The sequence below is a fragment of the Aphanothece sacrum FPU1 genome (assembly GCF_003864295.1).
Classification (GTDB): Bacteria; Cyanobacteriota; Cyanobacteriia; order Cyanobacteriales; family Microcystaceae; genus Aphanothece_B; species Aphanothece_B sacrum.
Window position 1 is genome coordinate 442,523 of the sequence record NZ_BDQK01000013.1, and the last position, 23,087, is coordinate 465,609.

At 36.8% G+C, this 23,087-nt stretch carries 23 protein-coding genes, 1 tRNA gene and 1 pseudogene; 10 read left to right on the top strand and 15 right to left on the bottom strand.

Annotated features, from left to right (window positions below):
* Positions 1-6: 6 nt before the first annotated feature.
* The 6 genes from rsmG to fabI all read right to left on the bottom strand — a co-directional run bounded on the left by rsmG (position 7) and on the right by fabI (position 4,952).
* Complete coding sequence (gene rsmG, locus AsFPU1_RS12685; protein ID WP_227873540.1) at positions 7-753, bottom strand: 16S rRNA (guanine(527)-N(7))-methyltransferase RsmG; 747 nt, start codon at positions 751-753, stop codon at positions 7-9.
* 9 nt (positions 754-762) lie between these two features.
* Positions 763-1,197: a DUF6334 family protein gene (locus AsFPU1_RS12690; RefSeq protein WP_227875720.1), complete on the bottom strand. Its 435-nt coding sequence runs from the start codon at positions 1,195-1,197 to the stop codon at positions 763-765.
* A 58-nt stretch (positions 1,198-1,255) separates the two neighbouring features.
* A complete protein-coding gene (locus AsFPU1_RS12695; RefSeq protein WP_124975293.1) occupies positions 1,256-3,136 on the bottom strand; it encodes a calcium-binding protein in 1,881 nt (626 codons plus the stop codon).
* Between the two features lie 176 nt (positions 3,137-3,312).
* Positions 3,313-3,489, bottom strand: a complete 177-nt coding sequence (locus tag AsFPU1_RS22660) for a hypothetical protein (RefSeq protein WP_172957511.1) — start codon at positions 3,487-3,489, stop codon at positions 3,313-3,315.
* Between the two features lie 152 nt (positions 3,490-3,641).
* A complete protein-coding gene (locus tag AsFPU1_RS12700; protein ID WP_227873541.1) occupies positions 3,642-3,953 on the bottom strand; it encodes a PDDEXK family nuclease in 312 nt (103 codons plus the stop codon).
* Positions 3,954-4,175: 222 nt separating this feature from the next.
* The gene (gene fabI / locus AsFPU1_RS12705; RefSeq protein WP_124975295.1) at positions 4,176-4,952 is read right to left on the bottom strand and encodes an enoyl-ACP reductase FabI; all 777 of its coding nucleotides are present in this window, start codon (positions 4,950-4,952) and stop codon (positions 4,176-4,178) included.
* 231 nt (positions 4,953-5,183) lie between these two features.
* On the opposite strand from fabI, the gene ntcA reads away from it, so the two are divergent.
* From ntcA to AsFPU1_RS12720, 3 genes are read left to right on the top strand one after another with little or no spacing between them, the layout of a single operon-like run.
* On the top strand, positions 5,184-5,861 hold the full coding sequence (gene ntcA, locus AsFPU1_RS12710; protein ID WP_124975297.1) for a global nitrogen regulator NtcA: 678 nt from the start codon (positions 5,184-5,186) through the stop codon (positions 5,859-5,861).
* 26 nt (positions 5,862-5,887) lie between these two features.
* Positions 5,888-7,357 carry a DUF3084 family protein gene (locus AsFPU1_RS12715; protein ID WP_124975299.1) on the top strand — a complete coding sequence of 490 codons (1,470 nt, stop codon included), beginning with the start codon at positions 5,888-5,890 and terminating at the stop codon, positions 7,355-7,357.
* Between the two features lie 21 nt (positions 7,358-7,378).
* Positions 7,379-7,777, top strand: a complete 399-nt coding sequence (locus tag AsFPU1_RS12720) for a pre-16S rRNA-processing nuclease YqgF (protein ID WP_124975301.1) — start codon at positions 7,379-7,381, stop codon at positions 7,775-7,777.
* A gap of 4 nt (positions 7,778-7,781) precedes the next feature.
* Here AsFPU1_RS12720 and AsFPU1_RS12725 read toward each other — a convergent pair.
* The 5 genes from AsFPU1_RS12725 to AsFPU1_RS12745 all read right to left on the bottom strand — a co-directional run bounded on the left by AsFPU1_RS12725 (position 7,782) and on the right by AsFPU1_RS12745 (position 14,640).
* Positions 7,782-7,854, bottom strand: a tRNA-Ala gene (locus AsFPU1_RS12725).
* Positions 7,855-8,261: 407 nt separating this feature from the next.
* A complete protein-coding gene (locus AsFPU1_RS12730) occupies positions 8,262-9,053 on the bottom strand; it encodes a DUF1828 domain-containing protein (protein ID WP_124975303.1) in 792 nt (263 codons plus the stop codon).
* Between the two features lie 9 nt (positions 9,054-9,062).
* Positions 9,063-9,551, bottom strand: a complete 489-nt coding sequence (locus AsFPU1_RS12735; protein ID WP_124975305.1) for a hypothetical protein — start codon at positions 9,549-9,551, stop codon at positions 9,063-9,065.
* A 186-nt stretch (positions 9,552-9,737) separates the two neighbouring features.
* Complete coding sequence (gene metH, locus AsFPU1_RS12740) at positions 9,738-13,313, bottom strand: methionine synthase (RefSeq protein WP_124975307.1); 3,576 nt, start codon at positions 13,311-13,313, stop codon at positions 9,738-9,740.
* 631 nt (positions 13,314-13,944) lie between these two features.
* Positions 13,945-14,640, bottom strand: coding sequence for a Uma2 family endonuclease (locus AsFPU1_RS12745; protein ID WP_124975309.1), 696 nt, complete (start codon positions 14,638-14,640; stop codon positions 13,945-13,947).
* Between the two features lie 129 nt (positions 14,641-14,769).
* Here AsFPU1_RS12745 and AsFPU1_RS23565 point away from each other — a divergent pair, with 129 nt between their 5' ends.
* A complete protein-coding gene (locus AsFPU1_RS23565; RefSeq protein WP_438357516.1) occupies positions 14,770-15,234 on the top strand; it encodes a PEP-CTERM sorting domain-containing protein in 465 nt (154 codons plus the stop codon).
* 167 nt (positions 15,235-15,401) lie between these two features.
* On the opposite strand, the gene AsFPU1_RS12755 is transcribed toward AsFPU1_RS23565, so the two are convergent.
* Together AsFPU1_RS12755 and AsFPU1_RS12760 are read right to left on the bottom strand one after the other, a co-directional pair.
* Entirely contained in the window at positions 15,402-16,049 is a 648-nt protein-coding gene (locus AsFPU1_RS12755; protein WP_124975311.1) for a Uma2 family endonuclease, read from the bottom strand.
* A 184-nt stretch (positions 16,050-16,233) separates the two neighbouring features.
* Positions 16,234-16,605 carry a hypothetical protein gene (locus AsFPU1_RS12760; RefSeq protein WP_124975313.1) on the bottom strand — a complete coding sequence of 124 codons (372 nt, stop codon included), beginning with the start codon at positions 16,603-16,605 and terminating at the stop codon, positions 16,234-16,236.
* 139 nt (positions 16,606-16,744) lie between these two features.
* Here AsFPU1_RS12760 and AsFPU1_RS12765 point away from each other — a divergent pair, with 139 nt between their 5' ends.
* Positions 16,745-16,930 carry a hypothetical protein gene (locus AsFPU1_RS12765; protein ID WP_124975315.1) on the top strand — a complete coding sequence of 62 codons (186 nt, stop codon included), beginning with the start codon at positions 16,745-16,747 and terminating at the stop codon, positions 16,928-16,930.
* Between the two features lie 155 nt (positions 16,931-17,085).
* On the opposite strand, the pseudogene rplY reads toward AsFPU1_RS12765, so the two are convergent.
* Together rplY and AsFPU1_RS12775 are read right to left on the bottom strand one after the other, a co-directional pair.
* A pseudogene (gene rplY / locus AsFPU1_RS12770) lies at positions 17,086-17,376 on the bottom strand (50S ribosomal protein L25); the annotation flags it as partial.
* A 29-nt stretch (positions 17,377-17,405) separates the two neighbouring features.
* Complete coding sequence (locus AsFPU1_RS12775) at positions 17,406-18,755, bottom strand: adenylosuccinate synthase (RefSeq protein WP_124975319.1); 1,350 nt, start codon at positions 18,753-18,755, stop codon at positions 17,406-17,408.
* Between the two features lie 328 nt (positions 18,756-19,083).
* Between AsFPU1_RS12775 and AsFPU1_RS12780 the strand changes: the two genes are divergently transcribed.
* The 5 genes from AsFPU1_RS12780 (at position 19,084) to AsFPU1_RS22665 (ending at position 23,083) form a co-directional block, all read left to right on the top strand.
* Positions 19,084-19,338, top strand: a complete 255-nt coding sequence (locus tag AsFPU1_RS12780) for a ribbon-helix-helix domain-containing protein (RefSeq protein WP_124975321.1) — start codon at positions 19,084-19,086, stop codon at positions 19,336-19,338.
* 1 nt (position 19,339) lies between these two features.
* A complete protein-coding gene (locus AsFPU1_RS12785) occupies positions 19,340-19,693 on the top strand; it encodes a type II toxin-antitoxin system PemK/MazF family toxin (RefSeq protein WP_124975323.1) in 354 nt (117 codons plus the stop codon).
* A 74-nt stretch (positions 19,694-19,767) separates the two neighbouring features.
* A complete protein-coding gene (thiL, locus tag AsFPU1_RS12790; RefSeq protein WP_124975325.1) occupies positions 19,768-20,748 on the top strand; it encodes a thiamine-phosphate kinase in 981 nt (326 codons plus the stop codon).
* 167 nt (positions 20,749-20,915) lie between these two features.
* On the top strand, positions 20,916-22,781 hold the full coding sequence (locus AsFPU1_RS12795) for a DUF6798 domain-containing protein (protein WP_124975328.1): 1,866 nt from the start codon (positions 20,916-20,918) through the stop codon (positions 22,779-22,781).
* A gap of 71 nt (positions 22,782-22,852) precedes the next feature.
* Positions 22,853-23,083 carry an META domain-containing protein gene (locus tag AsFPU1_RS22665; protein ID WP_124975330.1) on the top strand — a complete coding sequence of 77 codons (231 nt, stop codon included), beginning with the start codon at positions 22,853-22,855 and terminating at the stop codon, positions 23,081-23,083.
* Positions 23,084-23,087 lie beyond the last annotated feature (4 nt).

Sequence of the window (23,087 nt, forward strand, 5' to 3'; positions counted from 1 at the left end):
AAAAGTTTATAAAGGATGTTGTTTAGGAATGCCAACCTGACGGGGAAATTGAGGGGGAGTTTTAACAATTTTTTGTATATAAATAAAATGACGGACACTTTGAGTTAGTGGGGTTTGTAAGGGTCTAATTAAAGCCATTTTACCCCCTAATTGTTTTAATGCTAATTCAAGTTTTAAGGTTTCTTCTTCTTGCCAATGTCCTCGATATAATATAGCAATTCCCCCTATTTTTAATAAGGGTAAGGCATATTCAGCACAAATAGAAGGTTCTCCTACTGCTCTAATTAAGGCTATATTATAATTTTCTCGATAGTGTTTAGTTTGTCCAATTTCTTCTGATCTTCCGTTTAAAGTTTGACAATTTTTAAGTTCTAAAATCGGCAAAAGACAGTCAATAAAATTAACTTTTTTGCGCGTTGAATCTAATAAGGTAATTTGCCAATTAGGAAAAGCGATCGCAATGGGAATTCCAGGAAATCCGGCTCCGGTTCCAATGTCAATAACTTGTAATAAATTGTTAGGATTAACTAAATCTATGCCGATAACACCTGCTAAAGAATCCCAAAGATGTTTTTCCCAAAACTCATTAGGATCAGTAATTCGAGTGAGATTAATTTGGCGATTAGCTGCTAGAATTTCTTGATATAATCTTTGGTATTGTTCTTGTTGTTGTTGATGAGGTTGCCATCCTAATGTTTGCTGCCAAATTTCATTAAATTCTGGTAAGGTTTCATCGTTCATGACCGTAGACATTGATTTTATTTAACTGATAAGAACTTGATTATACTGTAATTTTGTGTCAGACAAAACACGGTAAATTGGCTCATAGTTAAATACTTTAATCACTGAACCTTCAGAAACAAAAGCAAGACTAGGTCGTAGATAACCAAAAGCAAAAATAACTTGATCTTGATATCCTTGATCGTTATCACATACCCAGACGGTCATTAATTTTTTGTTGATAAAAGATTCACACCAAGAAGGACTATTTGTTATGTACTTATCAACTTTATTCTCTTTGATGATTTTTATTTCATCTGTATCAGATATTGGTAAGAGAATAATTGTTTGTTCTAGAAAAAGTAATTTCACTTGTTCTAGACAGAGTTCATTTCCACCAAAGTCTTTGTCTTCAATAACTGTGACTCCGGTTAAGGTTTGTCCAATGGGAAATTTATTGTTTATCAAATTTCTCACAAAAAAAAAGTTTCACAAGCATTGTACCAGTGAAACGCTTCTTTGTCAGTCTTATTATCTAAACAACAACAAAGGAACTATCAGTTAAGTTGAGATTGGCAGAAACATCCTGAATAATACCAATGAGTTCTCGACGGGCTGTTACTCCTGGATCGTACAACACAGCAGCATTAATTGATCCTTGTGAAGTTGTATAAAAATCAAGCTTATAATACTCAATGGGGCCATGTAATTGAATAACATCTTGATCAGCTTGGAAATCAGTAATCAAAGCATAATCAAATTCACCCAGAGAAACCGGATCACCATCATCATAATAGACTTTATTGGCATCTCCTAAGATAAAGCGATCGCCACCAGAACCTCCTGTTAAAGTATCTTGTTCAAAAGCACCACCTAAGCTAATATTAGCCCCAATTAAAGTATCATTCCCGTCTCCACCAGAAAGCAGGTCACTTCCTGCGTCACCAAAAAGCTTGTCCCGTCCCTGGCCACCAGAAATAGTGTCTTGGCCTAAACCTCCACTAAGGACATCATGGCCATTACCACCTTCAATATTGTCGTTTCCGTCTCCACCAGCGATGCTATCTTGCCCCTGGCCACCAAAAAGGGTGTCATTGCCTAAACCACCACTAAGAACATCATTTCCTTGTTGTCCAGAGATAACATCATTTCCTGCGTCACCAGTAATGACATCACTACCACTACCACCGTCAAGGTTGTCGTCTCCGTCTCCTCCTGAAATGGTGTCGTGTCCTTGTTCTCCTAAAATGGTGTCATTACCTAAACCACCACTCAACTGATCATTGCCATTTCCACCTGAAATATCATCATTGCCTTCATCACCAGAGAGGGTGTCGCTTCCGTCTCCACCTGAAATGGTGTCATTGCCTAAACCACCACTGAGGTCATCATTACCCTGATCTCCTGAGATAAAGTCATTTCCTGCGTCACCAGTAATGACATCATTACCTAAACCTCCTTCTAGACTATCATCTCCATCTCCACCAGAGATGGTGTCATGTCCTTGTCCGCCAAAAATTGAATCATTACCACCGAGGCCCGAAAGATCATCATTCCCTTGGAAACCGTAAATGATATCTCTGCCATCCGTACCAACTAAAATATCATTTCTTCGGGTTCCGTTAATGATATTAGGAGGAGTATTAATAACTGGGCCAGGAATAGGAAACGGATAAACAGGAAAAGGCGGGAACGTTGTTATGATAACTCCTGTTACATTGTTATAGTTTCCTGGTGGCAAATCTATCAAAGGGGTAAAAATCTGATTGTAGAGACTTTCATAATCATTTTGTTGATAAATAAAGGAAGAATCTGTCAATTGTAAAGTTGGGGAAACATTCTCCAAAATACCAATTAATTCTCCTCTGGCAGCAACTCCTGAATCATAAACAATGTCTGCTTTAATTGTGCCATCACTTGTAGTGTAGAAATCTAAGCTATAAAGTTCGGCTGACCCATTGAGTTCAATAACATCTTGACCAGGGGTAAAATCAGTAATTAAAGCATAGTCTCCACTTCCTGGCGTGGTGGCATCATTATCATTGTAATAAACATGATTTTTGTCCCCTAAAACAAATAGATCTTGATCCGCTCCTCCTGTTAAGATATCTTGTTCAAAAGTGCCAAATCCTGATGTGGGGTTAACTCCTATTAAGACATCTTGTCCACTGCCACCAGAGACACTATCATAGCCGTCATGACCAAAGATTAGATCGTTACCTTCACCTCCATCAATGGTGTCATTTCCTTTATCACCAGAGATAGCGTCGTTGCCGATGAGTCCCGAAATATTATCATTTCCGCCTCGACCATCAATAACATCATGTTCTGATGTTCCTATTAGAATTTCACCATCATTAGTGCCAATAATGATCGTAGAAAAGGGGATAGGAATGTTTACTGTATTATTAGGCATGGTTTTTTCTTTTCCCTTACAAGTTTTGTTGTAATCGCCAGAAAAATGTTGTTTAGGATGTAATTTTGGGCTTAAAAAAGTATAGGGAACAGAAAAGTCCTAAATTTTATTTCAACTTATCTGCGGTTTCTTACTATGTAGTATAGCAAATGAATAATAAATGTGTCAATACATTGTTATTGATTTTGGCTCTCCCGTACCTGTGGTGATAAGTAAAGCTTATAATTCGTAGGCTTAGCAAACATTTCCGGCGTAATCTCTGGACAATCTGATAAATCAATATCTTCATCACTCATCGCATCCAATCGTTGCCAATCAGTTTGAGAGTTGCTCGAAGTAGGTTCGTTCTTCATATTTCGTCGCTTTTCTTGCAGAAATAATACGGGTCTTCAACCTTTCGCGCATAATCATTTTGCCAGTTGCTACTCACAACTTCCGCGACAAATTTAATTGAACTACCCAGAGTTAGGATCGACTGGTCAGACCAAAGCAGTTCTTTAGTAAGTTAGTTTCGATCAACAACGGCAACATCAGGTCTAAATGCTGTCATATCAGTATTAGAAGGGCACAATAGTCCCCTCTGAAGCACAAACCAAGGTAAACCTATTCCGTCGATCTCGACACAGATCTTTGTAGTAATGAAAGCGGCAACTTCCTCATTTTGGCCAGTTGGTTCCAAGTCGAATACTTCTCCATCAATCAGTTCATAGCGGTTATCACCACCATAACAGGCGAGAAACTCATCAAAGTTAAGCGGTTTCTGTTGTATTTGTTGGCCGTTCGGCGTTGCCGTCCCGGAGGGAATCCCAATGGTCATAGGTCAATTTAGCCCAATTAATGCCTTCAGTCTAAGCTAAGACGCATTTAAAATGGTTATAGAGAATTTTAGTACAAAAGCTCAAGCTCTTTCTCCCTGCTCCCTTGCCGTCTCAACTACCAATTTAGATTCGTGACAGCTTAGCACCACGTTCTTAACAGAAGCTCTAAGTTAGCAATAAGCAGAATGAGGGCATAAAATATAAACCCTCATTCTTAATTTTTACATACCCATAATTTCGTAACCCGCATCCACATAAATCACTTGTCCGGTGATGCCACTAGCGAGGTCACTAGATAAAAATGTAGCAGTATTTCCTACTTCTAATTGAGTCACTGTACGCCTTAATGGGGCAACCGCTTCTACATGATGAATCATATCAAGAATACCCCCCACTGCCGAAGCCGCTAAAGTGCGAATTGGCCCAGCAGAAATAGCATTAACTCGAATATTTTGGGGGCCTAATTCAGCCGCTAAATAACGTACTGTCATTTCTAATCCGGCCTTAGCAACTCCCATTAAATTATAATTAGGAATTACCTTCACTCCCCCCACATAAGTAAGAGTAACAATACTGCCTCCTTCACTCATTAAAGGTTTAGCATACTTAGCCATATTTCCTAAAGAAAAAGTACTAATTTCTAAGGACTGAGTAAACGATTCTCTGGAAATTCCCGAAAAATCACCGCTTAAGCCTTCCTTATCCGCAAAAGCTAGACAATGGATGAGAATATCGAGTTTACCCCAAGTTTCCTCTACTACTTTAAATGTTTCTTCCATCTGGGCCTCATCTTGTACATTACAAGGCACGAAAATAGAAGGATTCAGAGGTTCTACAACTTCTCGGACTTTTTTCTCAAAACGGCCCTTTTCATCCGGTAAATAGGTAACACCGAGGTTTGCACCCGCTTTATGAAGTTGTTGGGCAATTCCCCAAGCAATCGAGCGATTATTAGCAATTCCTGTTACTAGAGCGTTTTTTCCCGTTAAATCTAACATAGTTTATTCAGCAATTGTACAATTTTGAGTCAATTAAGTTACCCCGTTCTAAATATGGATGGTTATAATCATTGACAGAACAGGGTACTTGTTATCCTCATAGAAACATTGTCAAGCAAAACGTAGCACAAACCTCTGAAGATACGCTAAAGTGATGTGTCTATAGTTGACGATTAAGTTATTCATGCTGTTACAATGGTTCATTCTCCTGTTAACTTTAAGTGAAGTCTAATGGAACTATCTCTGCCACAAGATAAACCCCTAGCAGCCGTCTTTCGTCGAATTGGAGGCGGCCCGTATCCTCCTGTTGTCGAAGCGTTTGAACGGGGTAAGACAATCTTTTTTCCGGGTGATCCGGCCGAGAGAGTCTATTTTTTACTTAAAGGTGCGGTCAAGCTTTCTCGTGTTTATGAAGCAGGAGAAGAAATAACGGTGGCTTTATTGAGGGAAAATAGTGTATTTGGTGTTTTATCCCTGATTACTGGCCAACGTTCTGATCGCTTTTATCATGCGGTGGCTTTTACCCCAGTAGAATTACTTTCTGCTCCTATTGAGCAAGTGGAACTGGCCTTAAAAAATAATCCCGATTTGTCAATTTTAATGCTTCAGGGGTTATCATCTCGCATTCTACAAACAGAAATGATGATTGAAACCCTGGCCCATCGTGATATGGGTTCCCGTTTGGTCAGTTTTCTCTTAATTTTATGTCGAGATTTTGGCGTACCCACCACTGATGGTATCCGTATTGATTTAAAATTGTCTCATCAGGCGATCGCTGAAGCAATTGGTTCTACCCGTGTGACCGTGACCCGTTTATTGGGGGATTTGCGTGAACAAGAAATGATTTCTATTCATAAGAAAAAGATTACAGTTCATAACCCTGTCGCTCTTAGTCAACAGTTTACTTAATATTCTGTGTTCACCACTAATCACCCATGACCAGTGCTTATATTTTAATTGCAGCAATTTTAATCTTGGGTGGCTTAATTGCAGCATTAGGCGATCGCTTAGGAACTAAAGTCGGTAAAGCTAGAATGCGTATCGGCAACTTGCGTCCTAAGCAAACTGCAATTTTAGTGACAGTGATGACGGGAACCCTAATTTCTGCTTCTACCCTAATTATTCTTTTTACCTTGAGTAAATCGTTACGAGAAGGGTTATTTCAACTTGATGAAATTCAAAAACAATTACGAACAGCTAAGGGAGATTTAGAAAGGGTTGCTAATGATAAACAAGATATTGAGAAACAGTTATATACGGCTAAGACGGAACAAAAAACAGTTCAAAAACAATTAGAATCTATTAATCAGAATTTTACCAAAGCTCAACAACAACTGAAAACGGTTGTTAGTCAAGGGAAAAAACTACGAGAGGATATTCAAACATTACTCAAAGAAAGAGAAGAACTGGTTCGCAATAAAACTCAACTTGATCAACAAATTAGCCAACTACAATCAGAAATTCGTAATCGGGATACAGAAGTTAAAAGAGGTAAGACAAAAATTTCTGCTCAAAATCGTGTTTTACAAGAACGACAAAGCCGTTTGAAACAGCTTGAAAGTCGCTTGCAAAATTTACAACAACAACAAAGTAAATTACAAACAGAAATTGATAATAGAGATGTGCAAATTGTTCAACTTGACCAAGCAATTAACCTAAAAGATTTAGCGGTAAAAAATAGAGAATCTCAATTAAAAAAATCCGAAAGAGAATTGATTTATTTGCAACGACAAGTAGATATTTTAGAACAATACTATCAGAATTATCAAGACTTACGAGAGCGACAAATTGCCCTTGTTAAAGGTCAAGTGTTATCTATAGGAGGAGTTCGCATTGTTGATCCTAATGCCGCTATTCAAGCTATTGATGAACTACTTAGACAGGCTAATCGCACAGCAATTGAATCAGTAGGAACTGAAAAAGTTGATCCTAATGATCGGGTGGTTAAAATTACTAAATCTCAAGTTGATCAGTTAAATGAACAACTCAAAGATGGTAAAGAATATGTGGTCAGAATAATTTCGGCAGGGAATTATGTAAAAGGAGAAAAAGAAGTTCGAGTTTTTGCAGATGTTGTCCCTAATCAAAAGATTTTTAACGCTGATGAAACTATTGCGACTGTCTCTATGGAATCATTGGATTTAACGGAAGAAAATATTCAAAAAAGACTTGATATTCTCCTTGCTGCTACTCAGTTTCGCTCCCGTAGTGCTGGAGTTGTTGGTAATATTCAAGTGGGGGATGGACGATTGAAAACTATGCTAAATTTTATTGAACAAATTAGTAAAGCAGAAAATGGTTTAGATGAAATTAGAGTCATTTCTCTTGATGATACTTATACCATTGGCCCCTTAAAAGTTCGCTTAATTGGTATTAAGAATGGAGAAATTATTTTTGGAACTTAAATTATTATTTATAGGTGATTTATGTTATTAGGATTTGACCCAGGACGAGATAAATGTGGTATTGCTGTTATCAATAAAAATAACCAATTACTTTATCATCAAGTTATTAATTCTGAGGTAGCAATGACGACTATTAATGATCTTTGTCAACAGTTTAAGATTGAACTTTTGGTGATGGGAAACCAGACTACATCTAAACAGTGGAAAAAACAGTTAGACGCTGAGTTATCTTCCGGGATTTGTGTTATTATGATAGATGAGCGTAATAGTACACTAGAAGCCCGCGATCGCTATTGGGAAATGTATCCTCCCAAGGGATTCGCTCGTCTGGTTCCACCAGGTATGAGGGTTCCCCCCCGTCCTGTTGATGACATTGTGGCTATATTATTAATTGAGCGATATCTAAAACAACTCAGATAACTTATGGAGATAAGCGGACTCGAACCGCTGACTTTCACAATGCCATTGTGACACTCTACCAACTGAGTTATATCCCCGTTATGCGCATTTATTATTATGCCTTACTTATTTAGGATTTGTCAAGCCCTTAGCCTAAAAGATGGCTCTCCCGTACCTGTGGTGATAAGTAAAGCTTATAATTCGTAGGGTGGGTTAGACGCGGCTATGATTTTGATGAAAAACCCATAACTTTTAAGGCGCGTCGTAACCCACCATCTTAAGTATTGTAACTTATTATACATTTTATCCCAAGATGATGAAAGATTATCGAAAGGAAGTCGAATTATATCATTATTCTTTGCAATTTTGATTAGCTCTTGCAAAAATAGCATCAACTGTTTGATCCTGATATAAATATAATTTATTCATATAAAATTGTTTCAATACCAATGGGTGAGTCTTTTTGTCGAATATCATATTGTTCGTGTTTTTTTATATTTTATATTCATCTACCATTTTTGAGCTTTTCATTTTCCTTTAAGTAATGAATAATTTCTTGTTCATGATTAACTAAGCTAGGAAATTGCTGATCACAAACTTTTGCAAGCTTTTTTAAGCCTTTTTTACTAAGTAATTTTTCATCTTCAAAAATAGTAACAGGTTGAAATTGATGACTCCACTTTTCAAATTGAAATAATGAAATAGTTGTATCCTTAACTTGATTATCATTAGAAATCGCATAAATATATAGTGGTCTTTCTAAATTATTTATGCGACAATCAACTTCATAAACTCCCTCTGAGTCACGTTCTTGATCAAACCAATCAAAAGTGTATCTTTCTTTAGAAAAATTTTGTTGAATTAACTTTTTGAAGTCTTCATAAAAAGTTGATTTTATTCTTTCTCGTGATAAATAATTAACATCACATATTTTTAATAAAGCTTGAATAAATCCATAGAAAGTACTTCCACATTCATCACTATTGTAGATAGTAACGAATAATTCTCCATATCTATCTTGAATTTGAAATTCATTTAAAGCATAATCAATTAATTCTTTGCGTGTTCCACTTGTCAAGTCAGAGGAATCAATCCAATAACTCAAGTGCATAAAAGTATGACCTTCATCAGAAATTATCCATTGATTATTTTCTTTTTTAAGAACAATACTTAAATGATCACCATCATCAAAACGAAAAGGAGTAAATAGTCGAAAACGATTTTTTCCCTCTTCTAAAAGACGGATTTCATCACATACTTGTTTTTTAAATTGTTGAGTAATGGTGTCTGTAATCATCGCTTTCGTTTAACTAAACAACTGTATCTCCATTTGAGAGTTATCTGGCTTAATAAATCCACAATCTGCTAACATACATTTTAAAGCTTCACTAAAATCAATAAATCTATCGGTTGGTTGAGCATACTTGTCTTCTTCTCCATTACCATAGACTTGATATCTTTCTGTTGCTGTATGAATATGAAAGTCATAAAACGTCTCTCTTTCAATAGTATTCGTATGTTCATGAGATTTCCCGTCATAACGTTTTAATCTAAATGGTTTATTAGAACCTTGAGGATAAACACCCAGAATAATTGAAAAGTCTAAATCATTAAATCGACTTTGACGTAAAATAACTCTAAATCTATTTTGATTCTCACCCACAATCTCAAATCCTCCTTCTCTAGATGCTCCTTTTTGACTAAGATTTAGCTTAATTTTAGACTTCCAATCTAAAGATAATTTTTTAGTTTCATTGATTAAGTCATCAATTTCATTATCTGAGTATTTAACCACCTTGATATTGATTCAAAATAAGTGAACAAAATAATAGCATTTTGACAAAATCAATGATCTCGCTTTACTACAGCCTTTACACTCTAATCTAGAATATTTAATCATTTATAGCACCACTTAATTATCAATCTTAACAAACCGATAATTAAGTAATACTAGAATTTTAGCTTTAATCCTACTTAGACACTAAGCACTAAAATATTTAGCCACAGGATGATAAGTAATAATCGCAGTAGTAGACTGTTCAGGATAGATTTGTTCACTCTCATCCATATACATATTAATGCGATCGCAGCCTAATAATTCCAATTGTTTATATTGGTCTTGAATATTAGGACAAGCAGGGTATCCGAAGCTGTAACGGGAACCTTGATAATGCTGTTGTAACATTTCTCGAATATTATCCGGTTCTTTGTCCCCAAATCCTAATTCTCGGCGAATTTTGGCGTGTGTCCATTCTGCTAATGCTTCGGCGGTTTGAACTGCCATGCCATGAAAATAAAGATAATTGGTGTAATCATTAGCCGCAAAGAGTTTTTGTGCGTATTCTGTGGCAATTTCCCCTACTGTTACCGCTTGCATCGGAAATACATCAGTTAAACCTGATTCTTTGGGGGCAAAAAAGTCAGCAATACATAAACGACGACCTGATTTTTGACGGGGGAATTCTAATATCCAAATAGGGTCTAAATTTTCGGGTATTTTATTATCAGAATTTTGGATAATTTCGGGGTCATAAATTAACAAATTATTGCCTTCAGATTGACAAGGAAAGTAACCATAAATAACCGTAGGATGCAAGAGATTATCTGTGATAACTTTTTGTTTCCATTCCTCTAAAATAGGATAAACTTTTTCAGCTAAAAATTGTTCGTATTCTTCCCGTGATTGTTCTTTAGGTTTCCGAAATTGCCATTGACCTGCTACTAATGCTTGTAAATCTAAATACCAGAAAAGTTCACTTAAATTAAATTCCTCTGGTTTTAATAATTGAGTTCCCCAGAAAGGAGGAGTTGCAGGTTCAATTAATTCTACAGCTTCAGACCTTTTTGTATCGATCACTTTAGGGGTTTCTAAGGTTTCAGATTTACCGTTTTCTTGAGCAGCTTTTGCGGCTGCTTTTTCTGCCCTTTCTTCTTGGAATAAACTATTATTAGTTTCAAATTTGCCTAAAAATCCTTGTAAATCATCCCAATTTTTAGCGGATTTTGCGGGCATTAATTTGTCCATAAAGTGTAAATCAGAAAAAGCATCTTTACCATAAACGACTTTTCCTTGATAAGTATTTTGACAGTCTTCATGAACAAATTTAGGAGTTAATGCTGCCCCTCCTAAAATAACAGGAACAGTGATTCCTCGCTCATTAAATACCGCTAAATTATCTTTCATAAAAGCAGTTGATTTCACCAATAAACCACTCATGGCGATACAATCTGCTTTATGTTCTTCGTAAGCTTGAATAATGTTTTCTACAGGCTGTTTAATACCTAAATTAACTACTTTGTAGCCATTATTAGAGAGAATAATATCAACTAAATTTTTGCCAATATCATGTACATCCCCTTTAACTGTCGCAATAATAAAAGTCCCTTTTCCACTGCCATCACTATCTGCTTTATCCATCAAAGGTTCTAAATAAGCAACCGCAGCTTTCATAGTTTGAGCAGATTGTAACACGAAAGGTAACTGCATTTGTCCCGAACCAAATAACTCTCCCACTACCCTCATTCCATCTAATAAAAAGATGTTAATAATATCAAGAGGTGGATATTGTTTTAAAGCTTGTGTTAATGCGTCTTCTAACCCTAACCGTTCCCCATCAATAATATGTTGTTTGAGACGTTCTTCTATGGGTAAATTAGCCGTTGTTGCGGCATCTTTTTTAGTGGTTTTACCAGCAAATAATTCTGTTAATTTAGTTAAAGGATCATAAATACAAATATCTCCGTCAAATTCTCGTAAATCATAGATTAAATCTCGACAGATTTTTTGATATTCTGGTTCAATTTTAGCTAAAGGTAAAATCTTGCTGGCACTTACAATAGCACCATCTAAACCGACTTGCATTGCTTCATATAAAAACACAGAATTAAGCACTTGTCGTGCTGCCGGATTTAAACCAAAGGAAATATTAGAAACTCCTAATAAAATATGACAATCTGGTAATTCTTGCCGAATACGACGGATAGATTCAATAGTAGCTTTGCCATTTTCTCGGTCTTCTTCTATCCCTGTAGAAATCGGTAACGCTAAGGTATCAAAAAAGATTTCATAAGCAGCAAGTCCGTATTCTATAGCTGCATAATAGGCCCGTTTTGCTATCTCAAATTTCTTATCAGCAGTACGTCCCATTCCTTCCTCATCAATGGTTCCTACCACTACACCGGCCCCATATTTCTTAGCTATTTCTAATACTTTTAAAAAGCGTTCCTCCCCATCTTCATAATTAGTAGAATTGAGGATACATTTACCCCCCGCAACCTTTAACCCTGCTTCCATTTTCTGCCATTCAGTTGAATCAAGCATCAACGGTAAATTGATATTATTAACTAGACGAGAGACTAATTCGTGCATATCTCGCACCCCATCCCGTCCCACATAATCAACGTTAACATCTAAAACGTGGGCCCCTTCTTTCACTTGAGATTTAGCTAAAGAGACTAAACTATCCCAGTTTTCAGCATTGAGTAAGTCTCGACATTTTTTAGACCCACTAGCGTTTAATCTTTCCCCTACAATTAAGAATGAATTATCTTGAATATAGGGTTGCGTGCTATAAATTGAAGCAGCAGAAGGTTCATATATAGGATGACGTTCTTTGGGTTTTAACTCTTGAGAAAGTTCTGCTAAGGCTTTAATATGATCAGGACGAGTGCCACAACATCCGCCAATAATTTGCACTCCTAAATCTTCAATAAAGTGCATTAATGCCATTTTTAATTCTATAGGATTTAAGCGATAAAACGCTTGTCCCCCAACATTTTCTGGCAGTCCCGCATTGGGAATACAAGAAACAATAAAAGGAGAATGTTCTGATAAATATTTGATATATTCCTTCATTTGTTCGGGGCCAGTGGCACAATTTAACCCCAAAATATCAATATTATAAGGTTCTAAAATAGCAACTGCAGCACTAATTTCTGTCCCGACTAACATGGTTCCCATTGTTTCCATGGTAATAGAGACCATAATAGGTAAACGCTCATCTTTTTTCTCAAAAACTTCTTCAACTGCGTTTAAAGCTGCTTTAATTTGTAATACATCCTGACAAGTTTCAATGATTAATAAATCTGCCCCACCATCATATAACCCTTCTACTTGTTCAACGTAGGCATTTTTTAAGGCATCAAAATCAATATGTCCTAATGTAGGTAATTTAGTTCCTGGTCCTATAGAACCCGCCACAAAACGGGGTTTTTCTGGGGTAGAATACTCATCCGCCATTCGTTTAGCAAGTTCGGTGGCCCGCTTATTGAGATAATAAGCTTGATCTGCTAAATCATATTCTGCCAGGACTATAGAAGTCCCTCCAAAGGTGTCTGTTTCGATGACATCTGCACCCACTTCTAAAAAGCCTCTATGCACCTTTTCAACTGCTTCTGGTTTGGTATGCACTAGATATTCATTGCATCCTTCATATTCTGGCCCCCCAAAGTCTTCTGCGGTCAAATTTTGGGTTTGTAGAGAGGTTCCGGTTGCACCGTCAAAAACGAGTACAGGACGTTTGGGACTTTTTAGGTAGTTGAGGAATGTACTATTCATGAATGTGACAGAGTGGCAGATTAAGGATTAAGATTTATTATAAAAAATATCTTAACTCAAGGAAAGCAGTTACCAACGCTCTATCTGCAAATCTTCTACATAATCAAAAGCAATATTACCATTCATTTTGATTAACTTGGTTAAATTCCTCGGCAATGGTATTTTTTAAGGCTTCTGCTTCTGAATTGCTGAGAATACCAGCAAATTTGAACAAGGGATGTTCTTCTTCGGGGGATGACCATTCATAGATATTTAATCATAAATATCTATGAATGTCATCCCCAGTATAGCAATGGGATCACATCAGTAACTATTGCGCTATAGTAAGACTCTCAAATATGAAGTCAGAATTAACAGATGACTTCGTAAAATGTTTTGCGTTGCGTTGCCTGAAATAGTTAAACAAACCGCACGAAAAAACTATAAACTTTGGAAACAAAACCCGACACATCCAAGTTTAGAGTTTAAGAAGCTTGACACTAAAGAAACAGTATATTCCTATAAAAACGAAGTCCGACGAGCGCGGACAGGCATTATAGGTTGCGTAGGCAACCTTTGTTTGTATAGCTTAACTATGAACGAGTTGAAGTCTATCTTGTCCGGTAGAACCAGTTTTTGTAGAATTAGCTAATCAAATATCCTCTAGATTAATGCCTAACTCCTTTAATTTTGTTGCTAGTTTCTCAGCCCGTTGACGTTCATTTTCCGCCCGTTGACGTTCATTCTCAGCCCGTTGACGTTCATTCTCAGCCCGTTGACGTTCCTCCGTATAACTCGAAAAGGGTTGTCCATCAGGATAAGAAATAATTAATTCAGGTTCTGCTAATTGAAACCTTATACCTAAACGGGGACTAACCCAATGATCAATTTTTTCAATCACTTCTAAGGTTTGAGCATTTCTTAATAAACCGCTAAAATCATTTTTATCTGGGTCATAAATATAATATTCTTCCACGCCATGATGCTCATAAAATAGCAGTTTTCTATTCATTTCTGTTTGAGTATTTCCTGGAGAAAGTATTTCAAACACTACTTGAGGTGCAATATTATCTTCCTTCCATTGTTGATAAGAGCCTCTGTCACCTTTAGGACGACCAAACACTACCATTATATCAGGGGCTTGTCTTTTTTTGTTATTATTTTCTGTAGGATACCATAGTAAATCTCCTGCTACAAATACCTGTTCATCCTTGGCAAATAACCAATCTAAATTAGCTTTAATTGTTGTAATCCAACGAAACTGAACCGTATTATCCGACATAGGATTACCATCTCTTTCAGGATAAATAATTTCTGGTTTATTAAGGCTTTCTAGTTGAGAAACCATAGAATTAATTATTAAGCATTTAAACGGCTTGTTTTAATTTTAACATAAACGAAATTAAGGAGATCCCATATTTCTAACTATTGCGCTATAGTAACACTCCCAAAACTAAGCGATCGCCATTACCCCACATTGTCTGCAGGGGTTCAAGGCAGTATCACGCCCATTCTCTTAACTGGAGGAAGTGGGAATTTTACGGCTATCGCCGGCAATACCCTCGTCTTCTCTGGACCTACCAGCTTTGGCCGTGTGTCATTCGGTGGCAGCAATACTTTTTCACTAGCGGCCAATAGCACTGAGTTTGCCGGTCTTTATTGGGATGCACAAAATGGTGAATTTAGAATGCCCGTAGGATACAACTACAATAATGGCAGTGCCTTCATTCGTTATTCGGGTGCTAATTCACCGTTAGTGGGTACGCCCATAAGCGGAGGTGCATCAGGAACATTTACCCGAACCTACGACTTCAGCATCACCGTAGATTCTGTAACACAGTCTGTGCCTGAACCCCTAACCATCTTAGGTGCAGGTGCTGCTATCAGTTTTGGTACTGCTTTCAAGCGTAAATTAGCTCAAAAGAAAGATAAAGCGGCTTAGAGTTAAGCGGGATTAATTCCTGTTAGTTTGTGGGCATAATACTATTATGCCCCTACTGGGTTTTGTAGGGGTTTAACACTGTTAAATTCTTGAGATTTGTGGGCATAATAGTATTATGCCCCTACAGGGTTTTTGTAGGGGTTTAACACTGTTAAATCCTATCAAATTTACTCTGGATTAATGCCTAATTCCTTTAATTTTTTTGCTAGTTTCTCAGCCCGTTGACGTTCATTCTCAGCCCGTTGACGTTCCTCCGTATAACTCGAAAAGGGTTGTCCATCAGGATAAGAAATAATTAATTCAGGTTCTGCTAATTGAAACCTTATACCTAAACGGGGACTAACCCAATGATCAATTTTTTCAATCACTTCTAAGGTTTGAGCATTTCTTAATAAACCGCTAAAATCATTTTTATCTGGGTCATAAATATAATATTCTTCCACGCCATGATGCTCATAAAATAGCAGTTTTCTATTCATTTCTGTTTGAGTATTTCCTGGAGAAAGTATTTCAAACACTACTTGAGGTGCAATATTATCTTCCTTCCATTGTTGATAAGAGCCTCTGTCACCTTTAGGACGACCAAACACTACCATTATATCAGGGGCTTGTCTTTTTTTGTTATTATTTTCTGTAGGATACCATAGTAAATCTCCTGCTACAAATACCTGTTCATCCTTGGCAAATAACCAATCTAAATTAGCTTTAATGGTTGTAATCCAACGAAACTGAACCGTATTATCCGACATAGGATTACCATCTCTTTCAGGATAAATAATTTCGGGTTTATTAAGGCTTTCTAGTTGAGAAACCATAGGACTAATTATTAAGCATTTAAACGGCTTGCTTTCATATTAACATAAACGAAACTCTAGTGCTATAGTTATCTCTTAAAAATCAGCGATCGCCATGACTCCTAACAAGTCCCGTAAACCATAGAAAGGCTATCTTAAAAAAGTTGATTCTTTAATACTTACGCAAGCAAATTTTATTAAGATTTTAGCGAAGACAAAGAGTAATTTTTGCGTCTGATGTTGTTCCTTTTACAGAAATAATATGTTCACCAAGCATGGTAGTTCGGTAAAAAATTTCTGATCTTATTCTATCACTTAAGGAATTAATTTGATAAGGGGTTACTAATTTGCCCTGGTGAGTGACTGCAACGGTTAAGTTTTTATTAGCTTGAATGGTTAATTGATTTTCGTTTTGAATTAAAAGAGCAAATCTCTTTTCACTCTCTACACTTCCTTTATAAGTGGCACAAAAATCTTGATTAGGAAAATAGAAATTAGAGCGAGTTGCTGCTAAAGTAGGGATGATGTTCACAGCCCATATAGTTGAGATCGCCAATGTTGTTATAAACGCTTTCAATTTATTATCATCCTTGTGATGGGGACTATATTGAGTTGAAAGACGCAAGGAAGGTAAATATGTTGCAATGATTAAAGTAAAATAGTTACCTTAATATAAAATTACTTTAAACTAAAAAAAGACGTTGAGAGGTTGAAATATGGAACTTGAACAAATTAAAACAATGATTGAACGTGCTTTAGCCGATAAGAGATTATCTCCTCTCGAAAGTGACAGCATAAAAGCAGCAATTTATTCTGATAAGAAGGTAACACCAGAAGAAGCTGAATTATTTAGAAACCTTCAAGAGCAAATCTGGAATGGAGATGTCATCATTGAAGAATAATGCCAATTTGGTCTAGTTAAAAGATTTGTCTACTGCTTTTAAGAATATAGGGGTCAACGGCCGTTGACCCCTATATTTGTCTTATGGCTGAAGACTGATCGCTGATCGCAGTAAGATAACTGAATTTAAGCCTCTGAAGCTACACTTTCATTATCAGTTACATAAAAGAAACTCAGATGTAACAGATTTCTTTTCCAAGGATGAGCTTGTATTTCTCTAATTAAAGCATTCCCAGTCCAAGAAAGCTCAGGAATAGTCACTTCTATCACAGTTTTATTGGCTTTAACATCTCTTAAAAGCAGAAGAGCTTCTTTATGATTTACCGTTAAAGAAATAGATTCCGTGCCATTATGTCCGTACAAAGTAGCCGGAATTCGTCCATCTCGACGCAGGGCATTCGGTTTACTGTGTTCAGGTCTTTTTTGACATTCAATAGTAACAGACATAGATTTTTCCTCGATAATGGATGAAAAAGTTAGGATTCGTGGTTAACAAACTTAACGGGGTCTCCGTTAACATTTAATAATGCTCGTTTTGGCCCATGAATGGGATCTTCAACAATAATTGTTTGATCTCGACTGGCCCCCAAAGAAATGATCGCAATAGAAACTTCCATTAGTTCCGCTAAGAACTTGAGATAGTTCAAAGCAGCTTTGGGTAGGTCTTCTAGATTTCGACAATCTTCGGTTGATTGTTGCCACCCTGGCAAAGTTTCATAAATTGGGGTACAACGGGCAAAATCACTGGAATTACTGGGAAAATGATGACAGACTTCACCATCTAATTCGTAGGCCACACAGACTTTAATTTCTGCTAATTCATCGAGGACATCCAGTTTAGTAATAGCTAAACAGTCTAACCCGTTGACTCGTACCGCATAACGGCCAATGACCCCATCAAACCAACCGCAACGACGACGACGGCCTGTAGTAGTACCAAATTCTGCCCCGCGATCGCCTAATAACTGTCCAATTTCTTCATGTAATTCCGTGGGAAAGGGGCCTTCTCCTACACGAGTTGTATAAGCTTTCGCCACCCCAATGACCCGATCAATAACCGTAGGGCCAATACCTGACCCAACACAAGCTCCTCCCGCAATAGGATTAGAGGAGGTAACATAGGGATAGGTTCCGTGATCTAGGTCTAAGAGTGTGCCTTGGGCCCCTTCAAACAGGATATTTTTACGTTTGAGGATGGCATCATAGATCTTGAGAGAACTATCCACCACATGAGGTCGCAACTGTTCCGCATACTCTAGATATTCCCTGATCACCTCTTGGGGGTCAAGGGGTTCTAAGTTATACAGTTTGTCTAAAATGACATTTTTATAGTTGATCGTCCACTCTAGTTTCTCTGATAAGTCATCAGGATTCATTAAATCGACCACTCGAATCCCTGTTCGTTCTGATTTATCGGCGTAAGTCGGGCCAATACCTCGTCCCGTTGTCCCAATCTTCTGTTTTCCCCGTCTTTCTTCTGAAGCTTTATCCAACAAACGATGATAAGGCATCGTTACATGGGCCGTCTGGGAAATAAACAGGTTGTCTATTGATATCCCTAATGCCTTGAGTTGAGCCACTTCTTCTAGTAGAATTTTGGGATCGATTACCGTCCCTGAACCGATGATACATTCCGTGTCAGGATAGAGGATGCCTGAAGGAATTAAATGTAGCTTAAAGGTTTGCCCCTGCACTACAATGGTGTGGCCCGCATTAACCCCCCCTTGGGGACGTACCACCACATCGGCTGAACGGCTCAATAAGTCTGTAATTTTCCCTTTTCCTTCGTCGCCCCACTGTGCGCCGATGACGATTACGTTAGCCAAGAGTTTTGTAAAAGAGCTAAAGTTCACACAATCTATAATTATAGATAATCAATGTCACTTCTGTCAAGAATTGCTGCCATACTTTAGACCGTTCCTAGAAATGCCAATGGTTTTGAAACTGGTCAGGAGAGTTTAATATTTGGTAGTTGGGTAAGAACTGTACGCTATTAACGACAAATAATAAGACAGAAAAATGCTTCATAACATCAATAATCAACTATAATAGTTGAGATGTCTTTTGCTACTTTACCATAAATTAAGACCAATAAACACCGTTAAACCCTCTCTTAAATAAATTGGTAATTCATAATTCATAATTTTTTGACTCATGACTCAATCAAGCAGCAAACAAAGGATCTCTATTACCGTCGATTCTAAATTGCTTCAAGATATTGACCAACTGACACACAATCGTTCTGCTGCTGTCGAAGAAGGATTGCGACTATGGCACCGACAGCAGATAGAAAACCAGTTACGCGCCTTCTACCAAGCCCAAAAACCAACTGAACGGCAATTTGACCAAGACTGGGGAGAATTCGCTCAAACCCAAATGGAAGAAATCCTAGACTCTGAAGGAGTCTAACATGGAAGATGACAATTATCCCCGCCAAGGAGAGATTTATTTAATTCGCGCCCTTAAAACCATAGGAGATACCAAAAAACGTCCCGCCGTTGTCGTTTCTATCAATGTCAGAAATCAGCTTTCTAGTAGTGTTTTGGTTGTTCCCGTTACCAGCGATTTAACCAGTGGAGAAACCCCAACCCATATTTTGATAAAACAGGGAGAAGGTGGACTCTTAACAGACTCTCTCGCCTTGTGTGACAATATCTCAGCAATTCGCAAAGTTTATCTCGAACAGGGTCCCTATGGCGCAATTTTGCCTGAATCTCTACAACGAATTCAACAGGGAATTTCAATTGCGATCGCTATATTTTAAGAAGCTGTTTTTCGATTCTACAGGACTTGATGACTTTTTAGAATTCATAATTCATAATTCATAAAGATAATTAAGTGAAAATTAAAGATATTGGGGAACAAGGATTATTAAAAAAGCTTCAATCTTTCTGTCCAAGTGATATTATAGGAGATGATGGAGCGGTTTTATCGATTAATCCTCAACAACAATTAGTCATCACTACAGATGTTTTAGTCGATAATGTCCATTTTAGCGATCGCACAACTCCTCCTGATACAGTCGGATGGCGGGCAGCTACCGCTAATTTATCAGATTTAGCCGCTATGGGAGCCACTCCTATCGGTATTACGGTAGGATTATGTTTACCTGGAGATATGTCCGTCCATTGGGTTGAACAGCTTTATCAGGGCTTAGCCGAATGTCTACAAAGATACAATACCCCTATTGTTGGTGGAGATATTTGTAGTTCTTCCGTCACTACTATTAGTATTACCGCATTTGGCCAAGTAGAACCTAGCCGAGTCATTCGTCGTTGTGCTGCTCAGCCTGGGCAAGTTATTCTAATTACAGGATATCATGGAATGTCACGGGCTGGTCTAGAATTATTGTTAAATCCCAAATTGGGGCATAATCTAACACCATCAGAGCAGGAATGCTTAATTTTAGCTCATCAACGTCCTAATCCTCGTTTAGATGTCCTTCCTTATCTGTGGGATAAGATGGGAACGACTCAGATAGGGGGGATGGATAGTAGTGATGGGTTAGCAGATGCTGTGATTCAACTTTGTCGCATGAGTGGGGTGGGAGCAAAAATTGAGCGATCGCGGCTTCCTATTTCTCCGATTCTATCACAATGGGTATCTCCAGAACAAGCCTTAGACTGGGTTTTATATGGGGGAGAAGATTTTGAATTAGTTCTGTGTTTACCAGAAAATTTGGCCCTCGAATTACTCAAAAATTTAGAGGAAGGGGCGGCGATTATTGGTAAGATTATAGAGGAACCTCAAGTAATTTTAATCAAAGAAAATGGACAAAGAGATTTGAATTTATTTCAAGGATTTCAACATTTTTCTTGACTTAAATTAATTAGTTTATTGAGGATGGTTGTTTAATTATAGATTTATTAAATGATAAACATTTAATAAATTGAATTCGTTATGTCGCAGAAATTACGTAATCCCTATTGCAAAAAAAAAAAACTAGATCTATAATAGATTTTTATATAATTACTAGGGATTCAAAAATGGAAAATAATAATAAGCAAAATTTTGCTAAACCAACTTGGCAATTTAATTTAGCTCTTTACAGCTTTATTATCATTAGTGCCTTAATGATCTACGGATATAATTATCTTTCCTCTCAAATGATTCTGGAAATCCCGCCAATCATGGCAAAAGTTAATCCCAACCTCTATATTAAGGATTTTACAGTCCAAGAGAATCTTCTCTTTACCCCAAGGTACTATTATCAAAATCTCATCGCTTTTCTGGTTAATTTAGGTCTTAATTTTTCCTGGAGTCATTTTGTTTACTACATTATGTCTTTTTCCTCTTTTATCTTAGGATTATATGCCTTGGGTAAACACTTTGGTAATTCTCAATTATCTGCTGGAATTCTGGCTTTTCTAGGATTAATGGCCATTGAGGGAACGGTGGGCTATGTTTCTCTTTTTAGAACAGAACCCATTCCAGCAATTTTAGCAATGGGTTTCGCTATTTGGGGCGTTTATTTTAGTTTTTGTCAACGCTGGATACTTGGCTATTTCTTTTTTGGCTTAGCAGCCCTAATCCATATTTTAATAGGTCTTCTTGGCGGAGTTATGTTAGCTCCTTTATTATTGCTTAATACTCTCAAAAATCGTCGATTTCGTATTTTTATTTCTGCGGTAATTATCTTTACTATTTTTCTTGGTTTGATCTATATACCAATGCAATTAACAGGAACTACTAATACAGGAAAAATGAGCAATCAAGAATTTGTCTATCTCTATGGTTATCTTCGTGTTCCTCATCATATAATTCCTTCTGTATTTCCTATTCAAAATTGGCGCACTTTTATTAATTTTATGCTAGGGGGAATTTTGTTGACATTAATTTCAGATAAATTAGAGTTAATCGATAAGAAAAGCATAATTATTGTTATTTCAACTGCATTTTTTTGTCTTTTTTTAGGATATATTTTTGTTGAAGTATATCCCTTAGCTTTGGTAGCTAAAATGCAATTAGCCAGAACTACTCCCTTCGCTATGCTAATGGTGTTAATTGTTATTAGTGTATTAGCCCAAGAATACTATCAACAAAGGAACATTGGGTTAATTTTATTCTTAATTATCACAGCAACAACTCACAATGGATCATTCTTATTATTTCTCTTAGCCTTTGTTTTCATTATTTTAAAACTAACTAATAATACTCAAATTATTCAGTCTAGATTAACTGCTTGGATAACTGGAGTAGGTGCAATTCTCTTTTTGGTTTTATACCCTCTACCTAGTTCTTTAACTGAGATCATTAATCGTTTATTTTTCAAGTTTCTTTTACTGTTTATTTTTCTAATTCCCTTTTTTCTAGAACAATGGCTAGGTTATGGTCAAAAAATCCAGGTCTTAGTTTACGGATTATCTTTAGGAACTATTGTGTTTTTTGTGTTAGGATTAGCTCAAGCTTTACCAACAAATTTAGCAAATCTTTTTCTCAAAAACCTGGCAATTACAGAACAACCTCCGTCCAATAATAGCTTGGAAATAATTACCTTGAAATTTCGGGATTTAAGCCCTCAAGATGCCTTAATTGTAGTTCCTCCATCCGAAGCGGAATTTCGCCTATATTCTCAACGTTCTGTCGTTGTTGACTTTAGAAATTTTCCTTTTAGTGATCAAGGTTTACAAGAATGGGCTATTCGTATTAAGGCAATTTTAGGAACGAATAATCCTCCCTTATCTTGGCGTAATGTCGATTCCTTTTATCAAAATCGTAGTGCTTCCGATTTAGAAAAAGCGGCTAGAAGCTATGGTGCTAATTATATCCTAACTCAAAAAAAATGGCATCCAAATATCAAGGGAAAGATCTTTATCCAAGACAATAAATGGATAATTTACCAACTCAATTAAGGAAAACAAAACTGGGAAATCTTTACTCTTAAGTAACAATTTTTGTTATCATCAATTTTTAACGCTAACCCATGACTATAATGATTAAAAATCAGACGCTAATTACAATTTTGTGTTCCCTAATTTTGACTTCATTTTCTGGGGTATATACAAGTCAAATAAATCCAGCGATCGCGGCAGAAACTGAAGTAAATAACCCCTTAGACAATACAGAATGGGAATTAGTAAGTTGGGATGAATCTCAACCCTTGGGCGAAAAACGTCCTACCATATCTTTTACCAATTATCAAAAGTTATGTTAAAACT

What these genes read in the sequence shown, in the direction of transcription:
- AsFPU1_RS12795 (WP_124975328.1), top strand. Translation starts at nt 20,916, where the DNA reads ATGGAAAATAATAATAAGCAAAATTTTGCTAAACCAACTTGGCAATTT.
- AsFPU1_RS12780 (WP_124975321.1), top strand. Translation starts at nt 19,084, where the DNA reads ATGACTCAATCAAGCAGCAAACAAAGGATCTCTATTACCGTCGATTCT.
- AsFPU1_RS12700 (WP_227873541.1), bottom strand. Translation starts at nt 3,953, where the DNA reads ATGACCATTGGGATTCCCTCCGGGACGGCAACGCCGAACGGCCAACAA.
- AsFPU1_RS12730 (WP_124975303.1), bottom strand. Translation starts at nt 9,053, where the DNA reads ATGATTACAGACACCATTACTCAACAATTTAAAAAACAAGTATGTGAT.
- AsFPU1_RS12755 (WP_124975311.1), bottom strand. Translation starts at nt 16,049, where the DNA reads ATGGTTTCTCAACTAGAAAGCCTTAATAAACCCGAAATTATTTATCCT.
- AsFPU1_RS12745 (WP_124975309.1), bottom strand. Translation starts at nt 14,640, where the DNA reads ATGGTTTCTCAACTAGAAAGCCTTAATAAACCAGAAATTATTTATCCT.
- AsFPU1_RS22665 (WP_124975330.1), top strand. Translation starts at nt 22,853, where the DNA reads ATGACTATAATGATTAAAAATCAGACGCTAATTACAATTTTGTGTTCC.
- metH (WP_124975307.1), bottom strand. Translation starts at nt 13,313, where the DNA reads ATGAATAGTACATTCCTCAACTACCTAAAAAGTCCCAAACGTCCTGTA.
- ntcA (WP_124975297.1), top strand. Translation starts at nt 5,184, where the DNA reads ATGGAACTATCTCTGCCACAAGATAAACCCCTAGCAGCCGTCTTTCGT.
- fabI (WP_124975295.1), bottom strand. Translation starts at nt 4,952, where the DNA reads ATGTTAGATTTAACGGGAAAAAACGCTCTAGTAACAGGAATTGCTAAT.
- rsmG (WP_227873540.1), bottom strand. Translation starts at nt 753, where the DNA reads ATGTCTACGGTCATGAACGATGAAACCTTACCAGAATTTAATGAAATT.
- AsFPU1_RS12695 (WP_124975293.1), bottom strand. Translation starts at nt 3,136, where the DNA reads ATGCCTAATAATACAGTAAACATTCCTATCCCCTTTTCTACGATCATT.
- AsFPU1_RS12785 (WP_124975323.1), top strand. Translation starts at nt 19,340, where the DNA reads ATGGAAGATGACAATTATCCCCGCCAAGGAGAGATTTATTTAATTCGC.
- AsFPU1_RS22660 (WP_172957511.1), bottom strand. Translation starts at nt 3,489, where the DNA reads ATGAAGAACGAACCTACTTCGAGCAACTCTCAAACTGATTGGCAACGA.
- AsFPU1_RS12715 (WP_124975299.1), top strand. Translation starts at nt 5,888, where the DNA reads ATGACCAGTGCTTATATTTTAATTGCAGCAATTTTAATCTTGGGTGGC.
- AsFPU1_RS12765 (WP_124975315.1), top strand. Translation starts at nt 16,745, where the DNA reads ATGGAACTTGAACAAATTAAAACAATGATTGAACGTGCTTTAGCCGAT.
- AsFPU1_RS12720 (WP_124975301.1), top strand. Translation starts at nt 7,379, where the DNA reads ATGTTATTAGGATTTGACCCAGGACGAGATAAATGTGGTATTGCTGTT.